General features: G+C 67.4%; 21 protein-coding genes. 5 read left to right on the top strand and 16 right to left on the bottom strand.

The window, feature by feature from the left end:
- Positions 1–32 precede the first annotated feature (32 nt).
- The 4 genes from ACMV_RS14455 to ACMV_RS14470 all read right to left on the bottom strand — a co-directional run bounded on the left by ACMV_RS14455 (position 33) and on the right by ACMV_RS14470 (position 3,763).
- Positions 33–428 (bottom strand): hypothetical protein, encoded by a 396-nt coding sequence (locus ACMV_RS14455; RefSeq protein ID WP_007422629.1) that lies wholly within the window; start codon positions 426–428, stop codon positions 33–35.
- Between the two features lie 93 nt (positions 429–521).
- Positions 522–1,118, bottom strand: a complete 597-nt coding sequence (locus ACMV_RS14460; protein WP_013640897.1) for a hypothetical protein — start codon at positions 1,116–1,118, stop codon at positions 522–524.
- A gap of 250 nt (positions 1,119–1,368) precedes the next feature.
- The gene (locus ACMV_RS14465; RefSeq protein WP_012040162.1) at positions 1,369–2,718 is read right to left on the bottom strand and encodes a hypothetical protein; all 1,350 of its coding nucleotides are present in this window, start codon (positions 2,716–2,718) and stop codon (positions 1,369–1,371) included.
- The gene (locus ACMV_RS14470) at positions 2,708–3,763 is read right to left on the bottom strand and encodes a sigma-54 interaction domain-containing protein (RefSeq protein WP_041665126.1); all 1,056 of its coding nucleotides are present in this window, start codon (positions 3,761–3,763) and stop codon (positions 2,708–2,710) included. Before ACMV_RS14470 ends, ACMV_RS14465 begins: the two co-directional genes overlap by 11 nt.
- A 379-nt stretch (positions 3,764–4,142) precedes the next feature.
- Between ACMV_RS14470 and ACMV_RS14475 the strand changes: the two genes are divergently transcribed.
- A complete protein-coding gene (locus ACMV_RS14475) occupies positions 4,143–6,071 on the top strand; it encodes a methyl-accepting chemotaxis protein (protein ID WP_012040165.1) in 1,929 nt (642 codons plus the stop codon).
- 39 nt (positions 6,072–6,110) lie between these two features.
- Here the strand turns inward: ACMV_RS14475 and ACMV_RS14480 are convergent, their stop codons facing one another.
- From ACMV_RS14480 to ACMV_RS14535, 12 genes are all read right to left on the bottom strand, one after another.
- On the bottom strand, positions 6,111–7,058 hold the full coding sequence (locus tag ACMV_RS14480) for an SMP-30/gluconolactonase/LRE family protein (protein WP_013640899.1): 948 nt from the start codon (positions 7,056–7,058) through the stop codon (positions 6,111–6,113).
- A complete protein-coding gene (locus tag ACMV_RS14485) occupies positions 7,055–8,005 on the bottom strand; it encodes an ABC transporter permease (RefSeq protein WP_007424627.1) in 951 nt (316 codons plus the stop codon). The genes ACMV_RS14480 and ACMV_RS14485 overlap by 4 nt, the downstream gene beginning before the upstream one ends.
- Positions 8,002–9,000 carry an ABC transporter permease gene (locus tag ACMV_RS14490; RefSeq protein ID WP_012040166.1) on the bottom strand — a complete coding sequence of 333 codons (999 nt, stop codon included), beginning with the start codon at positions 8,998–9,000 and terminating at the stop codon, positions 8,002–8,004. Before ACMV_RS14490 ends, ACMV_RS14485 begins: the two co-directional genes overlap by 4 nt.
- Positions 8,990–10,471, bottom strand: coding sequence for a sugar ABC transporter ATP-binding protein (locus tag ACMV_RS14495; RefSeq protein WP_013640900.1), 1,482 nt, complete (start codon positions 10,469–10,471; stop codon positions 8,990–8,992). The genes ACMV_RS14490 and ACMV_RS14495 overlap by 11 nt, the downstream gene beginning before the upstream one ends.
- Positions 10,468–11,592 (bottom strand): sugar ABC transporter substrate-binding protein, encoded by a 1,125-nt coding sequence (locus ACMV_RS14500; protein WP_012040168.1) that lies wholly within the window; start codon positions 11,590–11,592, stop codon positions 10,468–10,470. The genes ACMV_RS14495 and ACMV_RS14500 overlap by 4 nt, the downstream gene beginning before the upstream one ends.
- 84 nt (positions 11,593–11,676) lie before the next feature.
- Positions 11,677–12,591, bottom strand: coding sequence for an SMP-30/gluconolactonase/LRE family protein (locus tag ACMV_RS14505; RefSeq protein WP_007423375.1), 915 nt, complete (start codon positions 12,589–12,591; stop codon positions 11,677–11,679).
- Between the two features lie 102 nt (positions 12,592–12,693).
- A complete protein-coding gene (locus ACMV_RS14510; RefSeq protein ID WP_013640901.1) occupies positions 12,694–13,314 on the bottom strand; it encodes a 2-dehydro-3-deoxy-6-phosphogalactonate aldolase in 621 nt (206 codons plus the stop codon).
- Positions 13,302–14,192, bottom strand: coding sequence for a 2-dehydro-3-deoxygalactonokinase (locus ACMV_RS14515; protein WP_007423377.1), 891 nt, complete (start codon positions 14,190–14,192; stop codon positions 13,302–13,304). The genes ACMV_RS14510 and ACMV_RS14515 overlap by 13 nt, the downstream gene beginning before the upstream one ends.
- Before the next feature lie 27 nt (positions 14,193–14,219).
- Positions 14,220–14,993 carry an SDR family NAD(P)-dependent oxidoreductase gene (locus tag ACMV_RS14520; protein WP_007423378.1) on the bottom strand — a complete coding sequence of 258 codons (774 nt, stop codon included), beginning with the start codon at positions 14,991–14,993 and terminating at the stop codon, positions 14,220–14,222.
- A 45-nt stretch (positions 14,994–15,038) separates the two neighbouring features.
- The gene (locus tag ACMV_RS14525; RefSeq protein ID WP_007423380.1) at positions 15,039–15,812 is read right to left on the bottom strand and encodes an ATP-binding cassette domain-containing protein; all 774 of its coding nucleotides are present in this window, start codon (positions 15,810–15,812) and stop codon (positions 15,039–15,041) included.
- Entirely contained in the window at positions 15,809–16,783 is a 975-nt protein-coding gene (locus tag ACMV_RS14530; protein WP_007423379.1) for an ABC transporter permease, read from the bottom strand. Before ACMV_RS14530 ends, ACMV_RS14525 begins: the two co-directional genes overlap by 4 nt.
- A 124-nt stretch (positions 16,784–16,907) precedes the next feature.
- Positions 16,908–17,999: a sugar ABC transporter substrate-binding protein gene (locus ACMV_RS14535; RefSeq protein ID WP_012040173.1), complete on the bottom strand. Its 1,092-nt coding sequence runs from the start codon at positions 17,997–17,999 to the stop codon at positions 16,908–16,910.
- Positions 18,000–18,220: 221 nt separating this feature from the next.
- Between ACMV_RS14535 and ACMV_RS14540 the strand changes: the two genes are divergently transcribed.
- From ACMV_RS14540 to ACMV_RS14555, 4 genes are all read left to right on the top strand, one after another.
- Positions 18,221–19,039, top strand: a complete 819-nt coding sequence (locus tag ACMV_RS14540; protein ID WP_013640902.1) for an SDR family oxidoreductase — start codon at positions 18,221–18,223, stop codon at positions 19,037–19,039.
- A 470-nt stretch (positions 19,040–19,509) separates the two neighbouring features.
- Positions 19,510–20,550, top strand: coding sequence for a substrate-binding domain-containing protein (locus ACMV_RS14545; RefSeq protein WP_007423421.1), 1,041 nt, complete (start codon positions 19,510–19,512; stop codon positions 20,548–20,550).
- Between the two features lie 91 nt (positions 20,551–20,641).
- Positions 20,642–21,724 (top strand): ABC transporter permease, encoded by a 1,083-nt coding sequence (locus ACMV_RS14550; protein ID WP_013640903.1) that lies wholly within the window; start codon positions 20,642–20,644, stop codon positions 21,722–21,724.
- The gene (locus ACMV_RS14555) at positions 21,724–22,503 is read left to right on the top strand and encodes an ATP-binding cassette domain-containing protein (protein WP_013640904.1); all 780 of its coding nucleotides are present in this window, start codon (positions 21,724–21,726) and stop codon (positions 22,501–22,503) included. The genes ACMV_RS14550 and ACMV_RS14555 overlap by 1 nt, the downstream gene beginning before the upstream one ends.
- Positions 22,504–22,562 lie beyond the last annotated feature (59 nt).

Raw genomic sequence — 22,562 nt, forward strand, 5'->3', positions numbered from 1 at the left:
GCCGCGGAAACGGCCGCGGCGGCGCGGTGGCGTCAGTGCATCGTCACGTTGATGGTCATCGTGTTCTGGATCAGCGCGTTGTTGCCGCTGTTCTGGAACACCGTGGTGATTCCGGCATTGTTGTTGATTGCGTTGCTGGCGCTTACCGTTCCGGTAACCGCGCCGCGGCCGACCGATCCGCTCACGGAGCCGTCGGTCGTGGCGTTCTGGATCACGACGCCGCCTGCGCGCAGCCGGCCCAGGGCGGCGCCGTGCAGCTCGTTGCCCTTCAGCGCGCCGAGCAGCGACGTATCCGGGGCGCCATTGCCTGCCGCGCGGGCGAAAGGCGGCGCCACGATCATCGCGCAGCCGATCAGCGCGAGGCTGGCCACGGTCACCCGCACTATCCGCCGCGCCACGCCGGTCGTCCGGCCATCAAGCCTGTCCATCGCACTCTCTCCCGAAAGCCATGGCCCGGACGGGCCGGACCATGGCGGTTCCATTCGATGTCGTCCGGGCCGCGTGAGGCCCGGACGGACCGATCAATGGAACACGGAGGTGTTGGAACTGCCCGAAACCACGGACGACAGCGCGACCGTGTTCTGCTGCAGCGAGTTCACGCCGGCGTTGACCTGCGCCGTCACGATGCCGGTGCCGTTCGCCGTGTTGTTGAGGGAGGCGTTCATCGAAACCACCGGTGCTCCGGATGAACCTTTGCCGTGCCGTCCGTACGTCCTGTCCATGCCGCCCGGCCCGCCGCTGCCGCCGCCGCTCGCCATGGCGCCGGCCATGACCGAGCCGTTCGTCGTCGCGGTGGCGAGGTGGTAGTTCGAGATCGTCTTGTAGCTGTTCGCGAAGTTCGACAGCGAGGCGCTGATCGCCAGGCTGTGGTTGTTCGCCGCCACGCCGCCGGACGACGCCGCCGCCATGTTGGTCTCGGTCTCGTTGTTCGAGTTGGCCGTCCGGCTCGACCAGGACTGGTGGTTTGAGTTGGTCGTGTTGGTCGTGTTGGTTGTGTTGTAGCTCGACGTTGTCGAGCCGCCGGGGCTCGGGGGGCCGGGCGGGTTTGCGTGGGCCACGCCAAAGCCGAGCCCGAGGGCGAGGGCCGAGACGCCGGCGAAAAGAAGGGAAGTCCGCATGGGTCACTCCTGTGGTTCGGGTTGCGTGGGCCGGGTCGCTGCGCGCGCCGCGGCCCCTGCAGCCGCGGGCCGGATGGCGGATCCCGCATCTGCATGAACATTCATCAGCAAGCCGCGTGCCAATCCGCGCATCATGGTCAATGGGCTGAAAAACAAGGGAAAAATGGTGTCTGGCCCGATTCCGCCGGCTGGCCGCGCCGTATCATGAAACGGCTCATGAAACGCGTGATACGGATACATGTGCGATCCCTCAGAACCGGATCGGCACGTCGATGAGCACCTTCGCGACGGGCGCATTCGGGCCCGCGCCGATGCCGACGCCGAGATTGATCGTGGTGGATTTCGAGAGCTGGTAGCCGACGCCGAAATTGAACGTCCCGAAATCGTAGGAAGACCCCTTCACCGCCGCATGGTTGAACGTCGCGCCGAAAACGTGTTCCTGCTGGTAGCTCAACGTGAACGTGGTCTGATCGTTGAGGGCGAACCCGATGCCGAACGTGGCGGCCACCGCGTCGCCCGGCTTGGCGTCCGCCGGAATCGGCGGTCCGCCGCCAGGATCCTGCACCTCTACCGTCCGGCCGAAATTGTGGATGTAAAGCAGGTTGGCGAACAGGATCCCCGGTGCCGTCGGGTAGAGCACCGTCAGGCTGGGTTCCAGCGAATAGAACCCGGTGCCGGTCGGCACCTTCTTCTGGATGCCGGAGATGATCCCGCCGTTCGGATCGTTGGTGGTGTAGACCGGCACCGAGAACGGGCTCGTGCCCGTCGCGGTCTTGAAGATCGCGTTTCCGACCAGGATCGGCATGCCGTCGGCGCCTGAATTGAACTGGTAGCTGGCGCCGAACTGGATGTCGCCGAGTCCCGCCGCATGGGCGCTCGGGGCGAGCACGTTCACCGTCGTCCCGCCGCCGCTCTGCTGCAGGATCGATTGGGTGACGGTCTCCTGATAGGCGTAGACGAAGGGAATCTTGGCGCTCAGTTCCAGCCGGTCGGTCAGGCCGTAGCGCAGGGTCAGCGCCGGCGTGATCACGCTCTGCCGCACGCGCGCGAGCAGAAGCTGACCAAAGGTGATGCCGGGCAGGATGGTGAACCCGTTCAGGCTCAGCTGGTCTTCCGCCGAGTAGTCGTATTCGAGCGAGGGATCGATCACGAGCGTGCCGCGCGGGGTCAGCACGCCGCCGACCGATTGCAGCGGCGAAGTCTGGAGGACCCTCGCCTCCCGCCGTTCCTTCGGCTTGGGTTCGGTGATCGGCGCCGAGGTCTGTTCCGCCGATGGCGGTGCGGTATCAGCGGGCGCCGTGGCGTCGGCGGGATTTTGTGCGGCGACGGTCGGTCCCGGTCCCGCCCCCCTGATGCGCCGCATCTCGGCATCGAGCAGCGCGCCCTGGCGGTCGAGCTCCGCGCGCTCGCGATCGAGTTCGGCCCGTGTCTTCTCCAGCCGCGCCTCCGCGCGCGCGATGCTGGCCCGCAACTGTTCGAGCGACGCGCCGTCGCCCGCCGCCTCGGCCGGCGCCGCAGCCGCGGGCAGGGCGAATCCCGTCGCCGCGAGCAGCGCCGCCGCCGCCGTGGCCCGGCGGCGCCGTCTGGTATCAGTCCTCATCAATGGTCTCCCTGTTTGGGTCGGTCGTCGCCGCGCGCTGCAGCACGCGGTAAAGCGTGACGCGGGCAATCCCGAGCTCCCGCGCGGCCCTGGCGCGGTTCTGGCCGCACCGTGCCAGGGCCGCGAGCACGGCCTCGCGGTCGATTGCGCCATGCGGGCCGGTGGCGACCCGTTGCCGTGCCGGCTCTCGTGGCGCGGGCAGGGCGAGGTCGGCCGCCTCGATCAGCCGTCCGCTGGCCATCACCGCGGCGCGCCGAACGGTCGAGACCAGTTCGCGCACATTGCCCGGCCAGCCGTGCCGGCGCAGCGCCGCCAGCGCCTCGGGCGAGAATCCGTCGATCGCGAGGCCGAGTTCGCGGACGGCGCTGCGCAGCACGACCATGGCGAGGAGCTCGATATCGCCGTCCCTGGCGCGCAGCGGTGGCATCTCGATCTGCAGGACGTTGAGCCGGTAGAACAGATCCTCGCGGAACCGCCCGTCCTCGATCGCGCGGTGGAGATCGACATGGGTGGCGGCGATGACGCGGGTGCGCACGCTGACCGGCTCGCGTCCGCCAAGGCGGAAGATCTGCCCCTCCTGAAGGAATCGCAGCAGATGACCCTGCAATTCGAGAGGCAGGTCGCCGATCTCGTCCAGGAAGAGAGAGCCGCCATCGGCCATCTCGATCAGCCCGACCCGCCGGGCGGCGGCCCCGGTAAAGGCGCCTTTCTCGTAGCCGAACAGTTCCGAGGCAATCAGGCTGGCGGGCAGGGCGGCGCAGTTGATCGCCACGAAACGGCCGTCGCAGGCGTTTGACCTGTCATGGATCGCGCGGGCGGCGAGTTCCTTTCCCGTGCCGGTCTCCCCGGTGATGAGCACTGGCGCATCGACCGGTGCGAATCTCCGGATCAGCTCGAATGTCCTGAGCATCGCCGGAGACTGGCCGACCATCACCCGGTCCGCTGCCGCTCTGCCGCCCGCACCGCCGGTATGGGCCTGTGCCCCGTTGCCAAAGACGGACTCGGCAGGTCGGGCGGCGAAACCTTCGTAAGCGGTATGTCGCATGGCCTCCCCACTCCGTGGATCGCGGGGGGGATGCTATCAACGCGGCCTCATGAAATTATTGCAGAATGTATTAAAAATATTACGATATGATCCAGAATATACTGATAGAAAATAATCTTTAAAAATACAACCAGAAATTTTGTTGAAAAGGTCATTTCCGTCGAAATAGTACCTATCGTTATTATTCTTCTGGATGATGCGCCAAGATTTAAAAAACGAGACTTTTCTATTTCATGGGCCAATGAAATATATTGCAATTTCTGCATATGAATGAAAATCTGACGCACTGGTCCGGTTTTTTTTCGCCTTCCCGATCGGGCAAAACGGTTCTTTAACCAAGAGCTGGCATGCATGCGCGACGCGTCTGTGGAGGCATGCAGTGCTCAACAAGCTTTCGATCCGTTACCAGTTTGCCGCGCTCGGTGCGTTCGGCATCGTGATGACGCTTATCGCCATGGTTCTCGGGCTTCTTGCCTCCTACCAGATCGGAATGCAGGGCAGAAAGGCGGAAATCCGCGCCCTTGTCAGTGATGCCGTCAACATCACCAGCAGCTTCGTCAAGATGGCGGAGAGCGGATCCATGCCGCAGCCGCAGGCGAAGGCGCTCGCGCTCAAGGCGCTCGGCGCCGCCCGGTTCGATCATGGCGACTACTATTTCGTGGACAGCCGCAAGGGCATCGGCCTTCAGCATGTCGACAAGGCCCTGATCGGCACCGACCGCTATGATGCGAAGGACATGTTCGGCCACTACACCGACCGGGTCATGATCGATTCGATCCGCGCGGGGCACCCTGCCTTCGGCCACTATTACATGCCCAAGGCTGGATCGACGAAACCCGAGCCCAAGATCTCCTTCATGGGCCAGGTCCCCGGCTGGGGCTGGTACATCGGCACCGGCGCCTACATCAACGACATCAACGCCGAGTTCTGGCGCAATGTCTCGCGTTTCGCCGCGATCTTCGTGCCGATCTTCGCGCTGTTCCTCATCGTGATGTATCTCATCCAGCGCAAGATCAGCTCGATCCTGCGGGCGATGACCGCGGCGATGACCCAACTCGCACGGGGAGATTTCGAGGCCCTCGTGCCGTTCACCGACCGCAAGGACGAAATCGGGGGAATGGCGCGCGCGGTCGAGATCTTCAAGTCGGCGGGCATCGAGAAGGCGCGGCTGGAGGCCGAGGCCGCGGCGCTCGCCCGCCAGCGCGAGACCGAGCGCGCCCGCGCCGATGCCGAACGCGAGGCCGCCGCCAAGCAGCTGGCCCTTGTTCTCGATGCCGTCGCCGGCGGCCTCGAACAACTGGCGGCCGGCCGGCTCACCTTCCGCCTGAACGAGGCCTTCTCGTCCGAATACGAGCGTCTTCGCAACGATTTCAATGTTGCGATGGACCGCCTGCAGGAGGCGATGCGCGTTGTGGCCGCCAACACGTCGGCGATCCGCTCCGGAACGAACGAGATTTCCTCGGCCGCCGATGATCTCTCGCGCCGCACCGAGCAGCAGGCCGCCACCCTCGAGGAAACCGCCGCAGCACTCGAAGAGATCACCGCGACGGTGCGCAAGACCGCGGAGGCCGCGGTCCATGCGCGCGGTGTCGTCGATACGGCGCAGCACGACGCCCAGCGCGGCGGCACCGTGGTGTCCCAGGCCGTGCAGGCGATGGGCGAGATCGAGGCGTCGTCGAAGCAGATCGGCAACATCATCGGCGTGATCGACGAGATCGCCTTCCAGACCAACCTGCTGGCGCTGAACGCGGGTGTCGAGGCGGCGCGGGCCGGCGAGGCGGGGCGCGGTTTCGCCGTGGTCGCCTCCGAGGTGCGCGCGCTGGCGCAGCGTTCGGCCGACGCGGCCAAGGAGATCAAGACGCTGATTTCCGCATCGAACCAGCAGGTGGTCGCGGGGGTCGACCTGGTCGGGCAGACCGGCCGGGCGCTGGAGCGGATCGTTGCCCAGATCGGCGAGATCAACGGCGTCGTCGGCGAAATCGCCGCCTCGGCGCAGGAGCAGTCGACCGGCCTGGTGCAGGTGAATACCGCCGTCGGCCAGATGGACCAGACCACGCAGCAGAATGCCGCCATGGTCGAGGAATCCACCGCCGCCAGCCATAACCTCGCGCAGGAGGCGGAACAGCTTGCCAGCCTCATCGCACGGTTTGATCTCGGTGGCGTCGTGGACACGGCGCCGCGACCGGTGAAGCCGCGCCCTGCCGCGCCCGCAAGGCCGGCGCCGCGTCACGCGCCAAGACCGGCCGTCCTCGCGGCTCTCCCGGCGGCTCCAGGCCGTGCCGACGCCGATGACTGGGAAGATTTCTGAACCACCACCATCCCCGCCATCGGGACGATGGCGGGGGTTTCAGCCGCCGCGCACGCCCTGGGTGTTGACGTAGAGCGCGTAGATGCTCCGGCTCGCCGCCATGAACAGCCGGTTGCGGTGCCGCCCGCCGAAACAGACATTGGCGCAGCGTTCCGGCAAGGCGATGCGGCCGATCGGCGTTCCCTCGGGATCGAAGACCATCACCCCGTCAAGCGCCGGGTCGCCCATGCCCCAGCCGCACCAGAGATTGCCATCGATATCGACGCGGAAGCCGTCCGGCGTGCCGCCTGGGCCGGCATCGATCAGCCGCCGGTTGTTCGCAAGGCGGCTTCCGTCCACCACGTCGAACACGTGAATGGCGCGGTGGGGCTCCGATCGCGAGGCGACGACGTAAAGCCGGCTCTCATCCGGCGAGAACGCCAGTCCGTTCGGTCCCGCGATGTCGTCGGCCACCATAGTGACAGTGCCCGTCACCGGGTCGATTCGGTAGATCGCCGGGGCCAGCTCCGCCACGGCGCGATGCCCCTCATACCACCCGGCAATGCCGAACGGCGGATCGGTGAACCAGATGCTGCCATCGGATTTCACCACGACGTCGTTGGGCGAATTGAGCCGCCGCCCGCCGAATCCGTCCGCCAGCACGGTGATGCTGCCATCGATCTCGGTGCGGATGACACGCCGCCCGCCATGCTCGCAGGTGATCAGCCGGCCCTGCCGGTCGCGGGTGTTGCCGTTGGCATGGCCCGAGGACTGGCGGAACACGCTGACGCTGCCATCGGTCTCATCCCACCGCAGCATCCGGTCGTTCGGAATGTCGCTCCACAGCAGGAAGCGCCCATCGCCGAACCAGACTGGCCCTTCGGCCCAGCGGCATCCCTCGGCCAGCCGCTCGACCGCCGCGTTGAACAGCCGGTAGCGCGCGAAGGACGGCGAGAGCGTGTGGATCGCCGGATCGGGGTAGCACCCGGCCGGCTGCCAGGCGCTCACCGTTCCTTCTCCCGCCCATAGGCGAGCAGCAGCGCGAGGATGACGACGCCATAGGCGATGCTGCGGACATAATCGGGCATCGAAAGCGCGAGCAGCACCGAGACCAGCACGGTCAGGCTGACCGCGCCGGCGGCGACGCCGAGATAATTGCCGCGCCCACCGAGGATGTTCACGCCGCCGATCACCACCGCGGCGATCGAGGTGAACAGGTAGGGATCGCCCAGCCCGAGCGAGGCCTGCCCGCCGAAGCCCACCAGCATGACGCCGCCGAGTGCCGCGAACCCGCCGCACAATGCATAGAGCAGGATCGTCATCCGCCGCGCGTCGATCCCCGCGAGGGTCGCGGCGAGCGGGTTGGTGCCGAGTGCGTAGGTCGCGCGTCCGAACCGCGTCACGGCGAGGGCGCCGCTCACCAGCGCGGTAATCACCGCCCAGAGCCAGAGCGCGTCGGGAATGCCGAGCAGGGTGCCATGCGCCAGGGTCTGGATCGCCGGCGGCGCGTAGGACGAGCACGACGAGCAGGTGAAGCCGCCGGTCAGCCCGAGGGTCAGCCCCTCGACGATGCCGTTCATGGCGAGAGTCATCACCACCGCGGGAATGCCGAGGAAGGCAACACCGATCCCGTTCGCGGCGCCGACGAGCAGCCCCATGCCGAGGGCGACCACGATCGCCTCCGGCGCGGCGGCGTTCTTGCCGAGCGAGGTGGTGGTGAGCAGGATCGCCGCGGCGTTGAGCACCCAGGGCACCGAAAGATCGATGCCGCCGATCAGGATGACGAAGCACTGCCCCGCCGCCACCAGGCCGACGAAGGAGGCGATCACCAGGATCGAGGAAACGCTGCCGCCGGACAGGAAGCCGGGATGGGCGGCTTCGCCGATCAGGAACAGGGCGATGGCGGCGGCGATCGCATAGAGGATGCGCCGCGTGTCGACGGAGAGCGCGCTCATCGCCGCCGCCTGATCGCGCCGCCGATGGCGCCGCCCAGCACGACCGCGATGATCAGGAACACGCCTTCGTAGAAGGACTGGTAGAGCGGGTTCACGTGACCAAAGAACAGGATGTTGACGATGAGGGTGGTGATGAAGGCGCCGGCGATCGCGCCGATCGCCGAGCCGCGTCCGCCGAACAGCGAAATACCGCCGAGCACGACCGCGACGATCGATGACAGCGTGTAGGAGTTGCCGGTCGTCGCGTCGCCCGCTGTGGCCGAGGCGGCAAGGAACAGCCCGGCCGCAGCGCCCAGCGTGCCGTCGAGCACATAGGCGATGATCTTGGTGCGCAGCACGTTCACGCCCAGCGCCGAGGCCGAGGCCTCGTCATTGCCGATCGCATAGAGATCCACGCCCATGCGCGACCGCCGGAACGCCGCCCAGCCCAGGCCCAGCACCAGGATGTAGACCAGCGCCCACGGCCCGTTGGGGTTGACCAGCAGGTTCGTGTAGGCGGGTGGGATCGCGCCGCCCGGCTCGGGCAGGACGCGGATCGCCAGGCCCTGGAAGATCGACAGGGTCGCCAGGGTGACCACGATCGGCGGCAACCGGCCGAACGCGACCAGCAACCCGTTCACCAGCCCGCAGGCCGCCCCCGTCATCAGGATGATCGCGGACCAGCCGAGCGCGCTGCCAAGCGTCTTGCCCATGGTCACGGCGGCCATCGCATTGGCGAGATCGACGACACCGCCGACCGAGAGGTCGATTCCGCGGGTCAGCACCACGAAACTCTGCCCGACCGCGGCAAAGACCAGCGGGATGGCGGAGTTGACGGCCGAGGTCAGCTCGAAATTGCCCGGCAGGCGATGCTGTTCGATCCCGTAGATCAGCGCGAAGCCGAACACCGCGAGGATCAGGATCGCGCAGGCGAGGATCAGCCCGATATTCTGGGCGATCGTGTGGCCGAGGCGGCTTCCGCGCGGCAGCGCGGCGGCCGTGGCGTCAGGCGGCATTGGGCACCTCTTTCTGACCGGATTCACGCATGGCGGCGGCGACGATCGCCTCCGCGGACAGGTCCGCCGCCGCAATCTCGGCGACGAAGGCGCCGCGCCGCATCACCTTCACCCGATGGCAGAGATGGGCGAGTTCCTCGGCATCCGACGAATAGAACAGGATCGCATAGCCCTCGCGCGCGAGCCCGGCGACGAGTTCATAGATCTCGTGCTTGGTCGCGACATCGACGCCGCGGGTGACGTCGTAGAGCAGCAGGATGCGCGACTGCGTCATCAGCCAGCGGCCGAGCAGCACCTTCTGCTGGTTGCCGCCCGACAGCGCGCCGACGCGCTGCGCCGCCGAGGGCGTCCGCACGGCGAGCCGCCGGATGTTTTCAGCCACCAGCGCGCGCTCCGCCCCCAGCCGCAGAATGCCGAAACGGGAGAGCCGGCGCAGGATCGGCAGAGTGAAATTGTCGCGCACGGAGAGCGACAGGAACAGCCCCTCGCTCTTGCGGTCCTCCGGCACGAGCGCGATGCCGGCGCGCATGGCGTCGCGCGACGAGGCGATGCGCACCGGCTTGCCGTCGATCTCGACCCGCCCCTCGCGGAAGCCTGGCGCGCCGAACAGGCCGAAGAACAGGGCGCGATGGCCGTGCCCGGCGAGGCCGCCGATGCCGAGGATCTCGCCCGGATGCAGGTCGAGATCGAGCAGCCCGGTCCCCTCGGCCCGCGCGCCGCGCAGCGTGAGGCGCGCCGGCGCCGCCGGCGGGGCGTCGCGCGGCGGAAAGACCGCATCGAGCTTCTGGCCGGTCATCAGCGTGATCGCCTCGTCCTCGGCGATCGAGGTGAAGGTGCCGACATCGGTGCCGTTGCGGAAAATGGTGATTTCGTCGGCGATGCTCGTGATCTCGCCCCAGCGGTGCGAGGTGAAGACGATCGCCGCCCCCTTCTCGCGCAGCGCGCGGATCTGCCCGAACAGCCAGGCCACCTCGCGCTCGACCAGCGCCGAGGTCGGCTCGTCGAGCAGCAGCACCTGCGGCTCGGACATGATGACCCGGGCAATCTCGATGATCTGTCGCTCGGCGAGCGAGATATCGGCGGCAAGGGCGCGGGTGTCGATATGGGTGATCCCGAGTCCGGCGAGTTCCGCCTCGGCGATCGCCGGCATCGCGGCCCGGTCGATCAGGCCAAGCCCGGTGCGCGGTTCGCGGCCGAGCAGCAGGTTTTCCGCCACGGTCATGAAGGGCAGCAGCGTCAGTTCCTGGAACACGGTGCCGACGCGCAGCCCGGCCTCGGCCATTTCCACCGTGCCTTCATCCGGCGGGATGCGGCCGCCGAGAATCTTGATCAGGGTCGACTTGCCGGCGCCGTTCTCGCCCACCAGCGCATGAACTCTGCCGCGTGCGACGGCGATCGAGGCCCTGGTAAGGGCCTTGACGCCGCCGAACGACTTGCTGATGCCACGCGCCGCGATTGCGGGCGCGGTCATGCCTTGGGCAGGTGAACGGTCAGCTTGCCGCCGCAGGGCTTGCCATGCAGCGCGGCATCGACGCAGACCTTCACGACCGCGTCAGGTCCGCTGTCGGTGAAGTCGGCGAAGAAGCTGTCCGGCAGGTTGGGGAACACCGTCACGCCGGGTTTCACCGTCGCGTCAGTCACGAACGGGAACGGAATGGTGATGTCCTTGCGCGGATACTTCTTGTTCAGCACCTGGCGCGCCAGTTCAAGGGCGACGAGCACCAGATAGGGCGGCTGGCCGATCGACAGGCCATCGACCTTGTGGCCCATGTAGCCGACCATGAACTTGCGGAACCCGTTCTCGGCCTCGCCGGCGGTGGGCGGCAGCGGACGGTTGGCGGCGATGAACGCCTTCAGCACGCCGTCGGTTCCGCCCTGGCACCAGATGCCGTCGACCTTGGGCAGCGAGGGCAGCACGGAGGCGGTGTTCTTCTCCGCGGTCGCCGAATCCCAGTCGCCCGCGAAGCGGCTGACCACCTTGATGCCGGGGTGCTTCTTCCACACCGATTCGGCGCCGAGATTGCGCTGCTGGTTCACCGTCGTGCCGGCAACGCCGGTCACCATGATGACGTTGCCCTTGCCGCCGAGCTTCTTCACCAGCCACTCGGCGAGGGTTTCGCCGAACTTGAACTGGTCGGTGTTCACCTTCAGCGCCGCCGGCGTGGTGACGACATTGTCGAAGGAGACGACGAGGATGCCGCGCGCATGCGCCTGCTGGATGATGCCGTTCAGCCCGGTCGGCGAGGCGGCGTCGACCAGGATGGCGTCGGCCCGCTCGGCGATCATGCCGGAAATCTGCTGGCTTTCCTGCGAGACGTTGTTGCCGGAGTTGTAGTAGGAGCCTTCGATCTCGCTCTTGTACGGCTCCATCTGCAGCGCCGCCTTGAAGAGGTTGACCATCTCGATGCGCCACTCGTTGCCGATATACGAGTTCGAGAGCGCGATCTTGAGCTTGCGGCCGTTGGCGAGGCCGAAGCGGGGCAGGGCCGCCAGGCCGAGCCCGCCCGCGAGGCCGGTGATCAGCGTGCGGCGCGTTGCGCCCGTCAGATCGAGGCCGCCGATCGGATCAGCGGTCTGGTTGTCGAATTCCATGAACATCCTCCCTTCATTCTGGACGGTTTATTATCGGTTCGATACAGCACTTCCCGGTGGCTGACAAACGAAATAAAGGTGCAGTTACACTGTCTTGTTGCCGCGTACTGCGACGTAGAGCGCATAAACCGAGCTCGTCGCCGTCATGAACAGGCGGTTGCGGTTCGGTCCGCCGAACACGAGGTTGCTGGTCGCCTCCGGCAGGTCGATCTTGCCGAGCGGCGTGCCGTCCGGCGCGAAGACGGCAACGCCGTTCGCCGTGCCGCAGCTCGACCAGACATTGCCGTGCTCGTCGAGCCGGAAGCCATCGGCGAAACCGTTCGGGATTTCCGCGAAGACCCTGCCCGGCCCGAGCCGCGCGCCGTCGATCACGTCATGCACCCGGATGTGATGCGGGCCATCGGGCCGGTGGGTCATGCCGGTATCGGCGACATAGAGTTTCGATTCATCCGGGCTGAACGCGATGCCGTTCGGCCGCTCGTAATCGCTGGCGACGATGCCGAGCGCACCGCTGGCCGGATCGAAGCGATAGACGTTGCAGGCGCCGATCTCGCTCTCCGCGCGGTGGCCCTCATAGTCGCTCCAGATGCCGTAATCGGGGTCGGTAAACCAGATCGTGCCGTCCGATTTCACGACGACGTCGTTGGGCGAATTGAGCCGCTTGCCCTCGAAACGGTCGACCAGGATGGTCACCGAGCCATCGTATTCGGTGCGGCTGACACAGCGGCCGCCATGCTCGCAGCTGATCAGCCGCCCCTGGCGGTCGCGGGTATGGCCGTTGGTGTGCCGCGCCGGCGCGCGATAGACGTCGACCGTCCCGTTGGTCGTCCAGCGCATCATCCGGTCGTTCGGAATGTCGCTCCACAGCAGGCAGTTCTGCTCGCCGATCCACACCGGCCCTTCCGCCCAGCGGAAGCCCGTGGCGATTTTCTCGATTGCCGCATTGAACAGCAGCATCGAACGAAAGCGTTCGTCATAGACGTGAAAAGCCTCGGACATGGCGGCGCCCTTCCCCCTCTTCGTTGCGGCCGGCTTCTCCGGCCCTTGCCGTCAAACGATAAAAGACAAACGCCGCGAAGACCAGAGGGGGGCGCGGCCCGGTCAGGCCTTGAGCGCAGAGATGAACGCGTCCGCCTTTTCGCGCACCGCGGCGGCGTCATCGCCCGGGCGATAGAGCCCGGAGCCGATGCCGAATCCCATCGCCCCGGCGGCGCGCCAGGGCGCCATCGTCTCCGGCGATACGCCGCCGACCGGCAGCACCGGCAGCGCCGGCGGCAGCACCGCGCGCAGGGCCTTGAGCACCGCCGGGCTCGCCGCCTCGGCCGGAAACAGCTTCAGCCCGTCCGCGCCGGCCCCGATCAGCGCGAAAGCCTCGGCCGGGGTGAAAAAGCCGGGCAGGGCGAGCAGCCCGTGCCGCTTGGCCTCCCGCACGAGATCGGGATCGGCGTGCGGGGTGACCATCAGCCGTCCGCCGGCGCCGCCAAGCCGGGCGATGTCCGCGGCCGTCATCACCGTTCCGGCCCCGATCAGCGCGCGGTCGCCGAAGCGGCGGGCGAGGCGGGCGATGCTCTCGAACGGGTCGGGCGAGTTCAGCGGCACCTCGATGATCCGCAGCCCGGCCCCGACCAGCGCCTCGCCCACCGCCTCCGCCTCGTCCGGCGAAATGCCGCGCAGGATCGCGACCAGCGGGCAGGCGTCGAGATGATCTTTCAGTGTCGCCATGGAATCTGCTCCCCGAGCCGGGCAAGGCCAAGACAGGCGGCATCGCCCGCCCCGGCGTCATGAATTCGCGCCGCGCCGCCGCACAATTCGATCGCGTCGCGGTAAAGGCCGCACAGCGCGGCATCGCCGATCAGCGTCACCTCGGCCGCGCCCGGCGGCAGCGCGTGGCGCACCTCGTGGCCGATCAGCAGGCCCGAGAGATAGGCGCGCGCGGCGGTCTTCGCCACGCCATCGAGCAGGACCCTGGTCCGCACGCCGAAGAGATGGTGCAGCAGCCCGCCCGGCTGGCCCGCCCGGGCAACGCCGTCGGCGAAGGCGGCCGGGTCCGGCGCGCCGGCCTCGATCGTCTGCGCGAGGATCGTCGCCCCGCCGATCGCGGCGAACGCCTCGCCGGTCATGTAGGAGCGGAACCCCTCGATCCGCCGGGCGGCCACCGTGGCCCATTTCGAATGGCTCCCCGGCAGGCAGACGAGCCGGCGCGCGTCGCCGTCCGCGGCGCCGACGATCTGCGTCTCCTCGCCGCGCATCACTTCCGGCACTCCCGCTTCGTCCCGCGCCGCAAGTCCGGGCAGGATGAACACCTCCGCCGCGTCGAACGCCACCGGCCGCGCCGCGGCGGCGATGGCGCCGAACTCCGCCGGACAGTCGAGATACGGCACTTCCTGCCAACCCTGGCGGCTGCCGGCCATGCCGGCGATCAGCACGCGCCGCTCGCCGGCCTCCAGCCAGTCGCCGGCGATGTCGCGCAGCGTGTCGGCGAAGCCGCCCGGCTTCACGCTCAGCACGCCGCGATCGGCACGCCGCACGTCGCGGACCACGCCATCCTCCGCGATGCGGAAGGCGCGCAGCCGCGTCGTCCCCCAGTCGAGCCCGATCATCGGCGGCCGGTCATCCGCCCGTGCCGCTCAGATCCACCCGGCGTCGACGAAGAAATTGTGGCTGGTCACCATGCGGCTGTCGTCGGCGGCGAGCCAGAGCACCATCCGCGCGACATCGGCGGGCGTCAGCTTCTGCTTGAGGCACTGCTGCTTCATCAGCGTTTCCTCGCCTTCCGGCGTCAGCCATTTCTCGATCTGCCGTTCGGTCATGATCCAGCCCGGCACCACGCAGTTCACGCGGATGTTGTCCGGCCCGAAATCCCGCGCGAGGCTGCGCGTCAGCGCCTCGATGCCGGCCTTGGCGGTCACGTAGGCCGGCATGCCGCCCTGGCCCTTGTGCCAGCTGCTGGAGCCGAAATTGACGATGGCGCCGCCGCCGGCGGCCTTCATCATCGGGATGATCGCCTGGGCGGCGAAGAACTGGTGCCGCAGGTTCACCTGCAGCCGGTCCTCCCAATATTCCACCGTCACGTCCATCGTCGGGTGGCGCTCGTCATGGGCGGCGTTGTTCACCAGCACGGTGAACGGGCCGACCGCTTCCGCCCCTTTCGCGATCGCGGCCTTGAGGGCCTCGATGTCGCGCAGGTCGCACTGGAAGAAATGCGGCGCGGCATGACCCTTCGCCATCACCTGCTCGACCACGCGCTGGCCGCCCGCCGCGTCGATGTCGACGAAGACGATGCGGCTGCCCTGCTCGGCGAAGTGCTGGACGACGGAGGCGCCGATGCCACCGCCGCCGCCGGTGATGAACACCGCCCGGTCCTTGAGGCTCGGATAGATTGCGTTGGCGTGTGCGGTCATGATGATCCTTCTTCCGTCGTGATGTATCGTCGCCGGCTCAGGGCGTCAGCGCGCCCTTGCCGCGCGGTATTCGCGCCGCACGATCTCGAGCAGTTCCTCGACCGAGGTGTCGCGCGCCGCCCCCGAGAACGTCACCTCGCCATGCTGCATCAGCATGACGCGATCGGCAATCTCCAGGGTCTGGGCATAGTTGTGCATGATCATGATGATCGAGATGTCGCCGCGGGCGCGCTGGCGCTGGATCAGGTCGATGATCAGCCCGGCCTCGCGCGCGCCCATCGCGGCGAGCGGCTCGTCGAGCAGCAGGATCTTGGCATCGGTATAGACCGCGCGGGCGATCGCGATCGCCTGCCGCTGCCCGCCCGAGAGCATCTCCACCTCCTCGTCGACCGAGGGGATGTTGACGCCGATATCCTCGAGCGCCTCCGCCGCGCGCCGGCGCATCGTCTTGTGATCGAGCATGCCGAGCGGGGTCCTGAGCTCGCGGTTCAGGAACATGTTGTGATAGATCGGCAGCGTGTTGACCAGCGCGAGGTCCTGATACACGCACTCGATGCCGAGTGCCCGCGCATGATCGACCGAGGCGAGATCCACCGCCTCGCCCTGCACGTAAAGCTGGCCGGCGGTCGGCTTGTGAAAGCCGGTGATGATCTTCATCAGGGTCGACTTGCCGGCGCCGTTGTCACCGAGAATGCCGAGCACCTCGCCGCGCTTCACGTGCAGCGACACGCCCGACAGCGCCGTCACCGCGCCGAACGACTTGACGATGTTCTCGGCCCGCAGCGCGTCCGGCGCCGCTCCGTTCACGGTGGCGCTCATCGCCGTCCTCCCTTGCGCATGCCCTGGACCCGGATATTGGCGACCATCGCGATCAGGATGGCGGCGCCGATGATCATGTCGAAGGTGAAGGCGTTGATGCCGGCGAGGGTGAAGCCGTCCTGCAGCACGCCGAGCACGGTGGCGCCGAGCAGCCCGCCGATGATCGTGCCCGAGCCGCCGGCGAGGCTGGTGCCGCCGATCACGCCCGAGGCGACGGCGAGGAACATCACGTTGGTGCCACCGGCGAGCGGATCGGTCGAGCCGATGCGGAACGCTTCCAGCAGGCCGGTGATGCCGCCGAGCACGCTGGTGAGCACGAAGTTGCCCACCTTGATCCGCGCGGCGTTGATGCCCGCCTCGGTCGCCCCGGTCAGGTTGCCGCCCACCGCGATCGTGTGCAGCCCCCAGCGCCGGTGGCGCAGCACCATGTGCATGATCACCACGATCAGCAGCGCCCAGAGGAATTCGCTGTAGCCGGCCGCGCCGAAGATGTTGGCGATCGCCGTGCCGCCCGGCGTGTTCACCGGATAGCCGCGCGAGATGGTCAGGGTGAAGCCGTTGATCAGGAACAGCGTGCCGAGCGTGGTGACGAAGGAGGGCACGCGCAGCAGCACCGTGATGCCGCCGTTGATCAGCCCGACCACGGCGGAAACCAGCAGCGCGAGCACGATGCCGACGAACAGGCCGAGCCCCGCCTTCACGCTGAACGCCATGATGAACGGGGCGAGCGCGAAGACCTGGCCGACCGACAGATCGATCTCGCCGCAGATCAGCAGCATGATCTCGCCGCAGGCGATGATGGCGGCCGGGGCAATGAACTGCGACAGCGTCTGCAGGTTCGGGCCGGAGAGGAAATTGTCGTTGCTGATCGCGAAATACGCGAACAGCAGGATGGCGACGACGAGAATGCTCGCCTCGCGCAGCGCGAACAGGCGGGAGCCGTGTCGGCGCAAACTTGTGGACTGGCTCATGCCGTTCCCCTGATCTCAGGCGCCGCCCCGCGCGCAGGCCGGCCTTATGGGTGAAGGGTGGAGGTCCGGCGCGGTGCCGGCCGCATCCCGCGGGACGCCGGCCGCCCGCCGCGCCGGCGCGGCATCAGCCCGCGATCGGCCCGTGGCGCGGCACGATCTGCGCCTTCGACGAGCTGCCCTCGTACCTCGTATGCGTGTCGAGATACGGCTTCACCGCCCCCTTGGTCACGAATTTCAGGCCGGTGTTGATCTCGGCCGGCCCGACCAGTCCGCCGGAGGCGAGGAACATGAACATCTCCATGACCGTGTAGAAGCCCTGCAGGTAGGGCTGCTGGTCGATGGTGAAGTCGAGATCGCCGCTGTTGATCAGGTCGAGCGTCTTCGGCAGCAGGTCGAAGCCGCCGCCATGCACGCCCTTCTTGGCGAGGCCGAACTGCTTCATCACCTCGCCGACGCCCTGGGTCGAGCCGGCATCCACCGCGAACATGCCCTTCACGTGCTGGTGACCGAGATAATATGCGCGGATCTTCGAGAGTTCCTCGTTCACCGTCGGCCCGGTCGCGATTTCATGATAGGTGATGTTCTTGCCGAGCTTCTTGATCGCGGCCGCGGCGCCGTCGATGCGCGGCTGGATGTTGAGCTGGCCGGGTGTTGCGATGAACAGCGCGACCTCGCCGGAGCCGACGAGCTTCACGATCTTCTCGCCCATCTGGTAGCCGGCGAGGAACAGGTCCTGGCCGATATAGGCGAGGCGCTTGTTCCCCGAGCCGGCCGGTGCGTCGGCATTGTAGGAGAACACGGCGATTCCCGCCTCCAGCGCGCGTTCCGTCGGCTTGTTGAACGCGGTCGGGTCGACCAGCGGCACCGCGATCGCATCGGCCTTGCCGGCGATCGCCGCGTCCATCGCGTTCACCATGTGGGCGACGTTCGAGGTCTGCGATCCGGTCCACTGCCACTCGCAGCCGAGCAGGCGGCAGGCGTCATGGATGCCGTACTGGGTCGGCACGAAGAACGGGTTGGTGGTGACGTGATTGACGAACACGAACTTCCAGCGCTTGTGCGTCGGAAACGGATCCTTGCCGGCGGCCTCGGCGGTGCGGGCCCCCGCGGCGAGCATCGCCGCCGCCGCGCCGAACGTCACCCCCTGCGCAACCGCGCGGCGCGGCAGGCGGGACGCGACAATGTCACTGACCTGATCTTCTATCTTCTTTGTCATCGGCTTCCTCCCTGAGAAGATTGCCGTTTATATTTAGTTGACCCTCAATAAAAACGCAATCAGCGAAATCGTGCCCCCGCGACGCCTCGCGACTTTGTTGGAGGACATCTGAAACATTGCGAATATAAATCGTTTATCCGAACCGGCCCGCCGGGGGTGGTCGGCGTGCGGGGCGCGGACTAACGTCGCCGGACACCACTCATGCGCGGGAGGACGTCGGCATGACAAAGGCAGATTCGGCACAAGGGCAGGCCGCGCGTTTCGCGGGCCGCTTCGCCCTCGTCACCGGCGGGGCGTCCGGCATCGGCCGGGCGATCGCGTTGCGCCTTGCGGCGGAGGGGGCGTCGGTCACCTTCACCCATCTGCCCGGCGACGATGCGGCGGCGGACACGCTCGCCGAACTCCGCCGCGCCGGCCCCGGGGCCAGCCATCACGCCGAGGCGGCGGATGTCGCCGACCGCGCCGCGATGGAGGCGATCGCGGCGCGCGCCATCGCGCGGGCCGGCCATCTTTCGCTCCTCGTCAACAATGCCGGCATCCAGGTCGAACAGCCGAGCGACGCGCTCGACATGGACCGGTTCGACCGCGTCATCGCGGTCGACCTGCTGGCCGTCGCCCATCTCTCCTCGCGGGTCATCGGCCATATGGCGCAGCGCGGGTCGGGCGCGATCCTGAATATCTCCTCGGTTCACGAAATCGTGCCAAAGCCCGGCTTCCTGTCCTATTCGGCGGCGAAGGGCGGCATCGGCAACCTCACCCGCACGCTCGCGCTCGAATTCGCCGGGCGCGGCGTGCGGGTGAACGCGGTCGGTCCCGGCGCCACGGTCACGCCGATGAACGCCGGCTGGACCGGCGATCCCGAGCGCCGCCGCGTGGTCGAGGCGCACATCCCGATGGGCCGCCCGGCCGAGGCCGCGGAAATCGCCGCGGTCGCCGCCTTCCTGCTGTCGGACGAGGCGAGCTACGTCACCGGCCAGACGCTCTATGCCTGCGGCGGCCTGTCGCTCTACGGCGATTTCGCGCGCAACTGGTCGACCTGACCCGCCCGGCACCGCTCATTGACGCCTCGCGCGCGGTCTCCCGCAACCCGGCGGCTTCGCGCGCACAAGCCTGAAATCGTTTTCCATCTTTTGCTGTTTCCGGTGCGATCTCTGGTCATCGCGATTCTGGCCGTTGGGCGGAGCAGCAAAAATTTTATTTGAGCCAGCAGAAATTTCTTGATCGCGGCGGCGTGACAACCTAAAACGACCATGAAAACGTTTTCTGTTTCCGGAATCTTTTCACGTCCGAAGACAGGAAGACAAAAACAAGACCGAGGAGGAACGATTGACGGCGCACCCCGCCCTGCCAGCCCGCATCCCTGCATGTCCGTTCGCGGGATCGCCGCGAGTGTCGACGCATCGCGCCGGCGGCATCGTGGCGCGCCCATCGCCTTGGCCGACATCCGGCCGATGACCGGACCCCGCCGGCCGACCGCGCCGGGCCACGCTGAGAAAAAAAGGAGACCAGAATGACCAACAGGAAGAGCTTCACGCAGAAGGCGGCGATCGCGCTGGCCGCGGTCGGCGCGATCGCCGGCTTCGCCGCCACCGCCCAGGCCGCGCCGATCCGCGCCTGCCTCATCACCAAGACCGACTCCAACCCCTATTTCGTCACCATGCGCAAGGGCGCGCTGGCGGAGGCGAAGAAGCTCGGCGTCGATCTCAAGACCTATGCCGGCAAGTACGACGGTGACAACCAGTCCCAGGTCGCCGCCATCGAGAGCTGCATCGCCGATCATGCCAAGGGCATCCTGATCACCCCGTCCGATACCAAGGCGATCGTTCCCACCGTCGAGAAGGCGCGCAAGGCCGGGCTGCTGGTGATCGCGCTGGATACCGCGCTGAGCCCGACCAGCGCCGCCGACATGACCTTCGCCACCGACAATTTCGAGGCCGGCGAGCTGATCGGCCGCTGGGCCCGCAAGCATCTCGGCGCCAAGGCGAAGGACGCGAAGATCGCGATGCTCGACCTGTCGATCTCGCACCCCACCGTCGATGTCGAGCGCGACCACGGCTTCCTCGCCGGCTTCGGTGACAAGATCAAGAATCCGGAAACGTTCAACGTGCCCGACCCGCGCATCGTCGGCCATGTCGAGACCGGCGGATCGGAAGAGGGCGGCCAGAAGGGCATGGAAACGCTGCTCGCCCGCAACCCGAACATCAACCTCGTCTACGCCATCAACGAGCCGGCGGCCTTCGGCGCCTACCAGGCGCTGAAATCGGTCGGCAAGGCGGGCAAGGTCACCATCGTCGCGATCGATGGCAGCTGCACCGGCGTCGACGGCGTGAAGCAGGGCATCATCGCCGCCGACTCGCAGCAATATCCGCTGAAGATGGCGGCCCTCGGCGTCAAGGCGATCGTTACCTTCGCCAAGACGGGCAAGAAGCCGCAGGCCAGCGCCGGCAAGGATTTCTTCAACACCGGCACCAACCTGATCACCGCGCATCCGGTTCCCGGCGTTCCCTCGATCACGCCGGCGCAGGGCGCCAAACTCTGCTGGGGCAACTGAGCCCCCTGCGTGATCCCGGGCGGTGCATGGCGCCGCCCGCCCTCTTCGACTGCCGCGCCGGCGCTCCCGGCGCGGTCATGGAGCAGACGCCATGTCGAGCAACGAGCGCACCGAGATCACCTTCGAGGCGGCCATCGTGACCGCCGGATCGGAGGCGGTCGCCGAATTCAGCCACCGCAAGACGCCGCTGGAGCGGCTGCAGCAGCTGCTGCACGAAACCCCCTGGCTCGCGCCGCTCATCGTGCTGCTGGTCTCCCTGCTCGGCTTCGGCATCCTGGTCGGCCACCGGTTCTTCTCGGCCTATGCGCTGACGCTGATCCTCCAGCAGGTGACCATCACCGGCATCGTCGGTGTCGCCCAGGCGCTCGTCGTGCTCACCGCCGGGATCGATCTTTCGGTCGGCGCCATCATGGTGCTGTCCTCGGTGCTGATGGGCCAGTGTTCCTTCAGTTACGGCCTGCCCGCCGAGGTCTCGATTCTCTGTGGCTTCGCCTTCGGCGCCGCGGTCGGCTGGTGCAACGGCGTGCTGGTCGCCCGCATGAAGCTGCCGCCCTTCATCGTCACCCTCGGCATGTGGCAGATCGTGCTGGCGGCGAACTACCTCTATTCCGGCAACCAGACCATCGGCGCGGCGCAGATCTCGCTGAAGGCGCCGTTGCTGCAGTATCTCGGCAACACCTTCGTGATCGGCGGCGCCAACGGCGCCACCTTCACCTATGGCGTCGTGCTGATGATCGGCCTCGTCCTGCTCTTCGCCTATGTGCTGCGGCACACCGCCTGGGGGCGGCACGTCTACGCCGTGGGCGACGATCCCGATGCCGCGGCCCTGGCGGGGGTGAACGTGCGGCGGATGCTGATCGGCGTCTACACGCTCTCCGGCGTCGTCTGCGCCATCGCCGGCTGGGCGCTGATCGGCCGCATCGGCGCGATCTCGCCCAATTCCGGCCAGTTCGAGAACATCAACAGCATCACCGCGGTGGTGATCGGCGGCATCTCGCTGTTCGGCGGCCGCGGCTCGATCCTCGGCATGATCTTCGGCGCCATGATCGTCGGCGTCTTCACCCTCGGGCTCAACATGTATGGCACCGACCCGCAATGGACCTACCTGATGATCGGCGCGCTGATCATCGTCGCGGTCGCGGTGGACCAGTGGATCAGAAAGGCGGCGGTGTGATGGAACCCGTTCTCAAGGCGCGTGGCCTCGTCAAGCGGTATGGCCGGGTCACGGCTCTCGACCATTGCGATTTCGACCTTCATCCGGGCGAGATCCTCGCCGTCATCGGCGACAACGGCGCCGGCAAGTCCTCGCTGATCAAGGCGCTTTCCGGCGCCATCCAGGTCGACGAGGGCGAGATCCAACTCGAGGGCCGGCCGGTGCGCTTTGCCTCGCCGATCGCCGCCCGCGCCGCCGGCATCGAGACCGTCTACCAGACGCTCGCGATGGCGCCCGGCCTGTCGATCGCCGACAACATGTTCATGGGCCGCGAACTGCGCAAGCCGGGCCTGCTCGGCAAGGTCTTCCGCAAGCTCGACCATGCCGAGATGCAGCGCATCGCCCGCCAGAAACTCTCCGATCTCGGGCTGATGACGATCCAGAACATCAACCAGGCGGTGGAAACCCTCTCCGGCGGCCAGCGCCAGGGCGTCGCCGTCGCCCGCGCCGCCGCCTTCGGCTCCAAGGTCATCATCCTCGACGAGCCGACCGCCGCCCTCGGCGTCAAGGAATCCCGCCGCGTGCTCGAACTCATCCTCGACGTGAAGGCCCGCGGCATCCCCATCATCCTGATCAGCCACAACATGCCGCATGTCTTCGAGGTGGCGGACCGCGTCCACATCCATCGTCTCGGCCGCCGGCTCTGCGTGATCGACCCGAAGACGCATTCGATGTCCGACGCCGTCGCCTACATGACCGGCGCGCGCACGCCCGAGGCGGTGCTCGACCCCGCGGCCTGAACCGGAGATCGGGACGACATATCACAGAATATTCTTGAGCCTGAAAATTATGTGATATA

Source organism: Acidiphilium multivorum AIU301, assembly GCF_000202835.1.
GTDB lineage: Bacteria > Pseudomonadota > Alphaproteobacteria > Acetobacterales > Acetobacteraceae > Acidiphilium > Acidiphilium multivorum.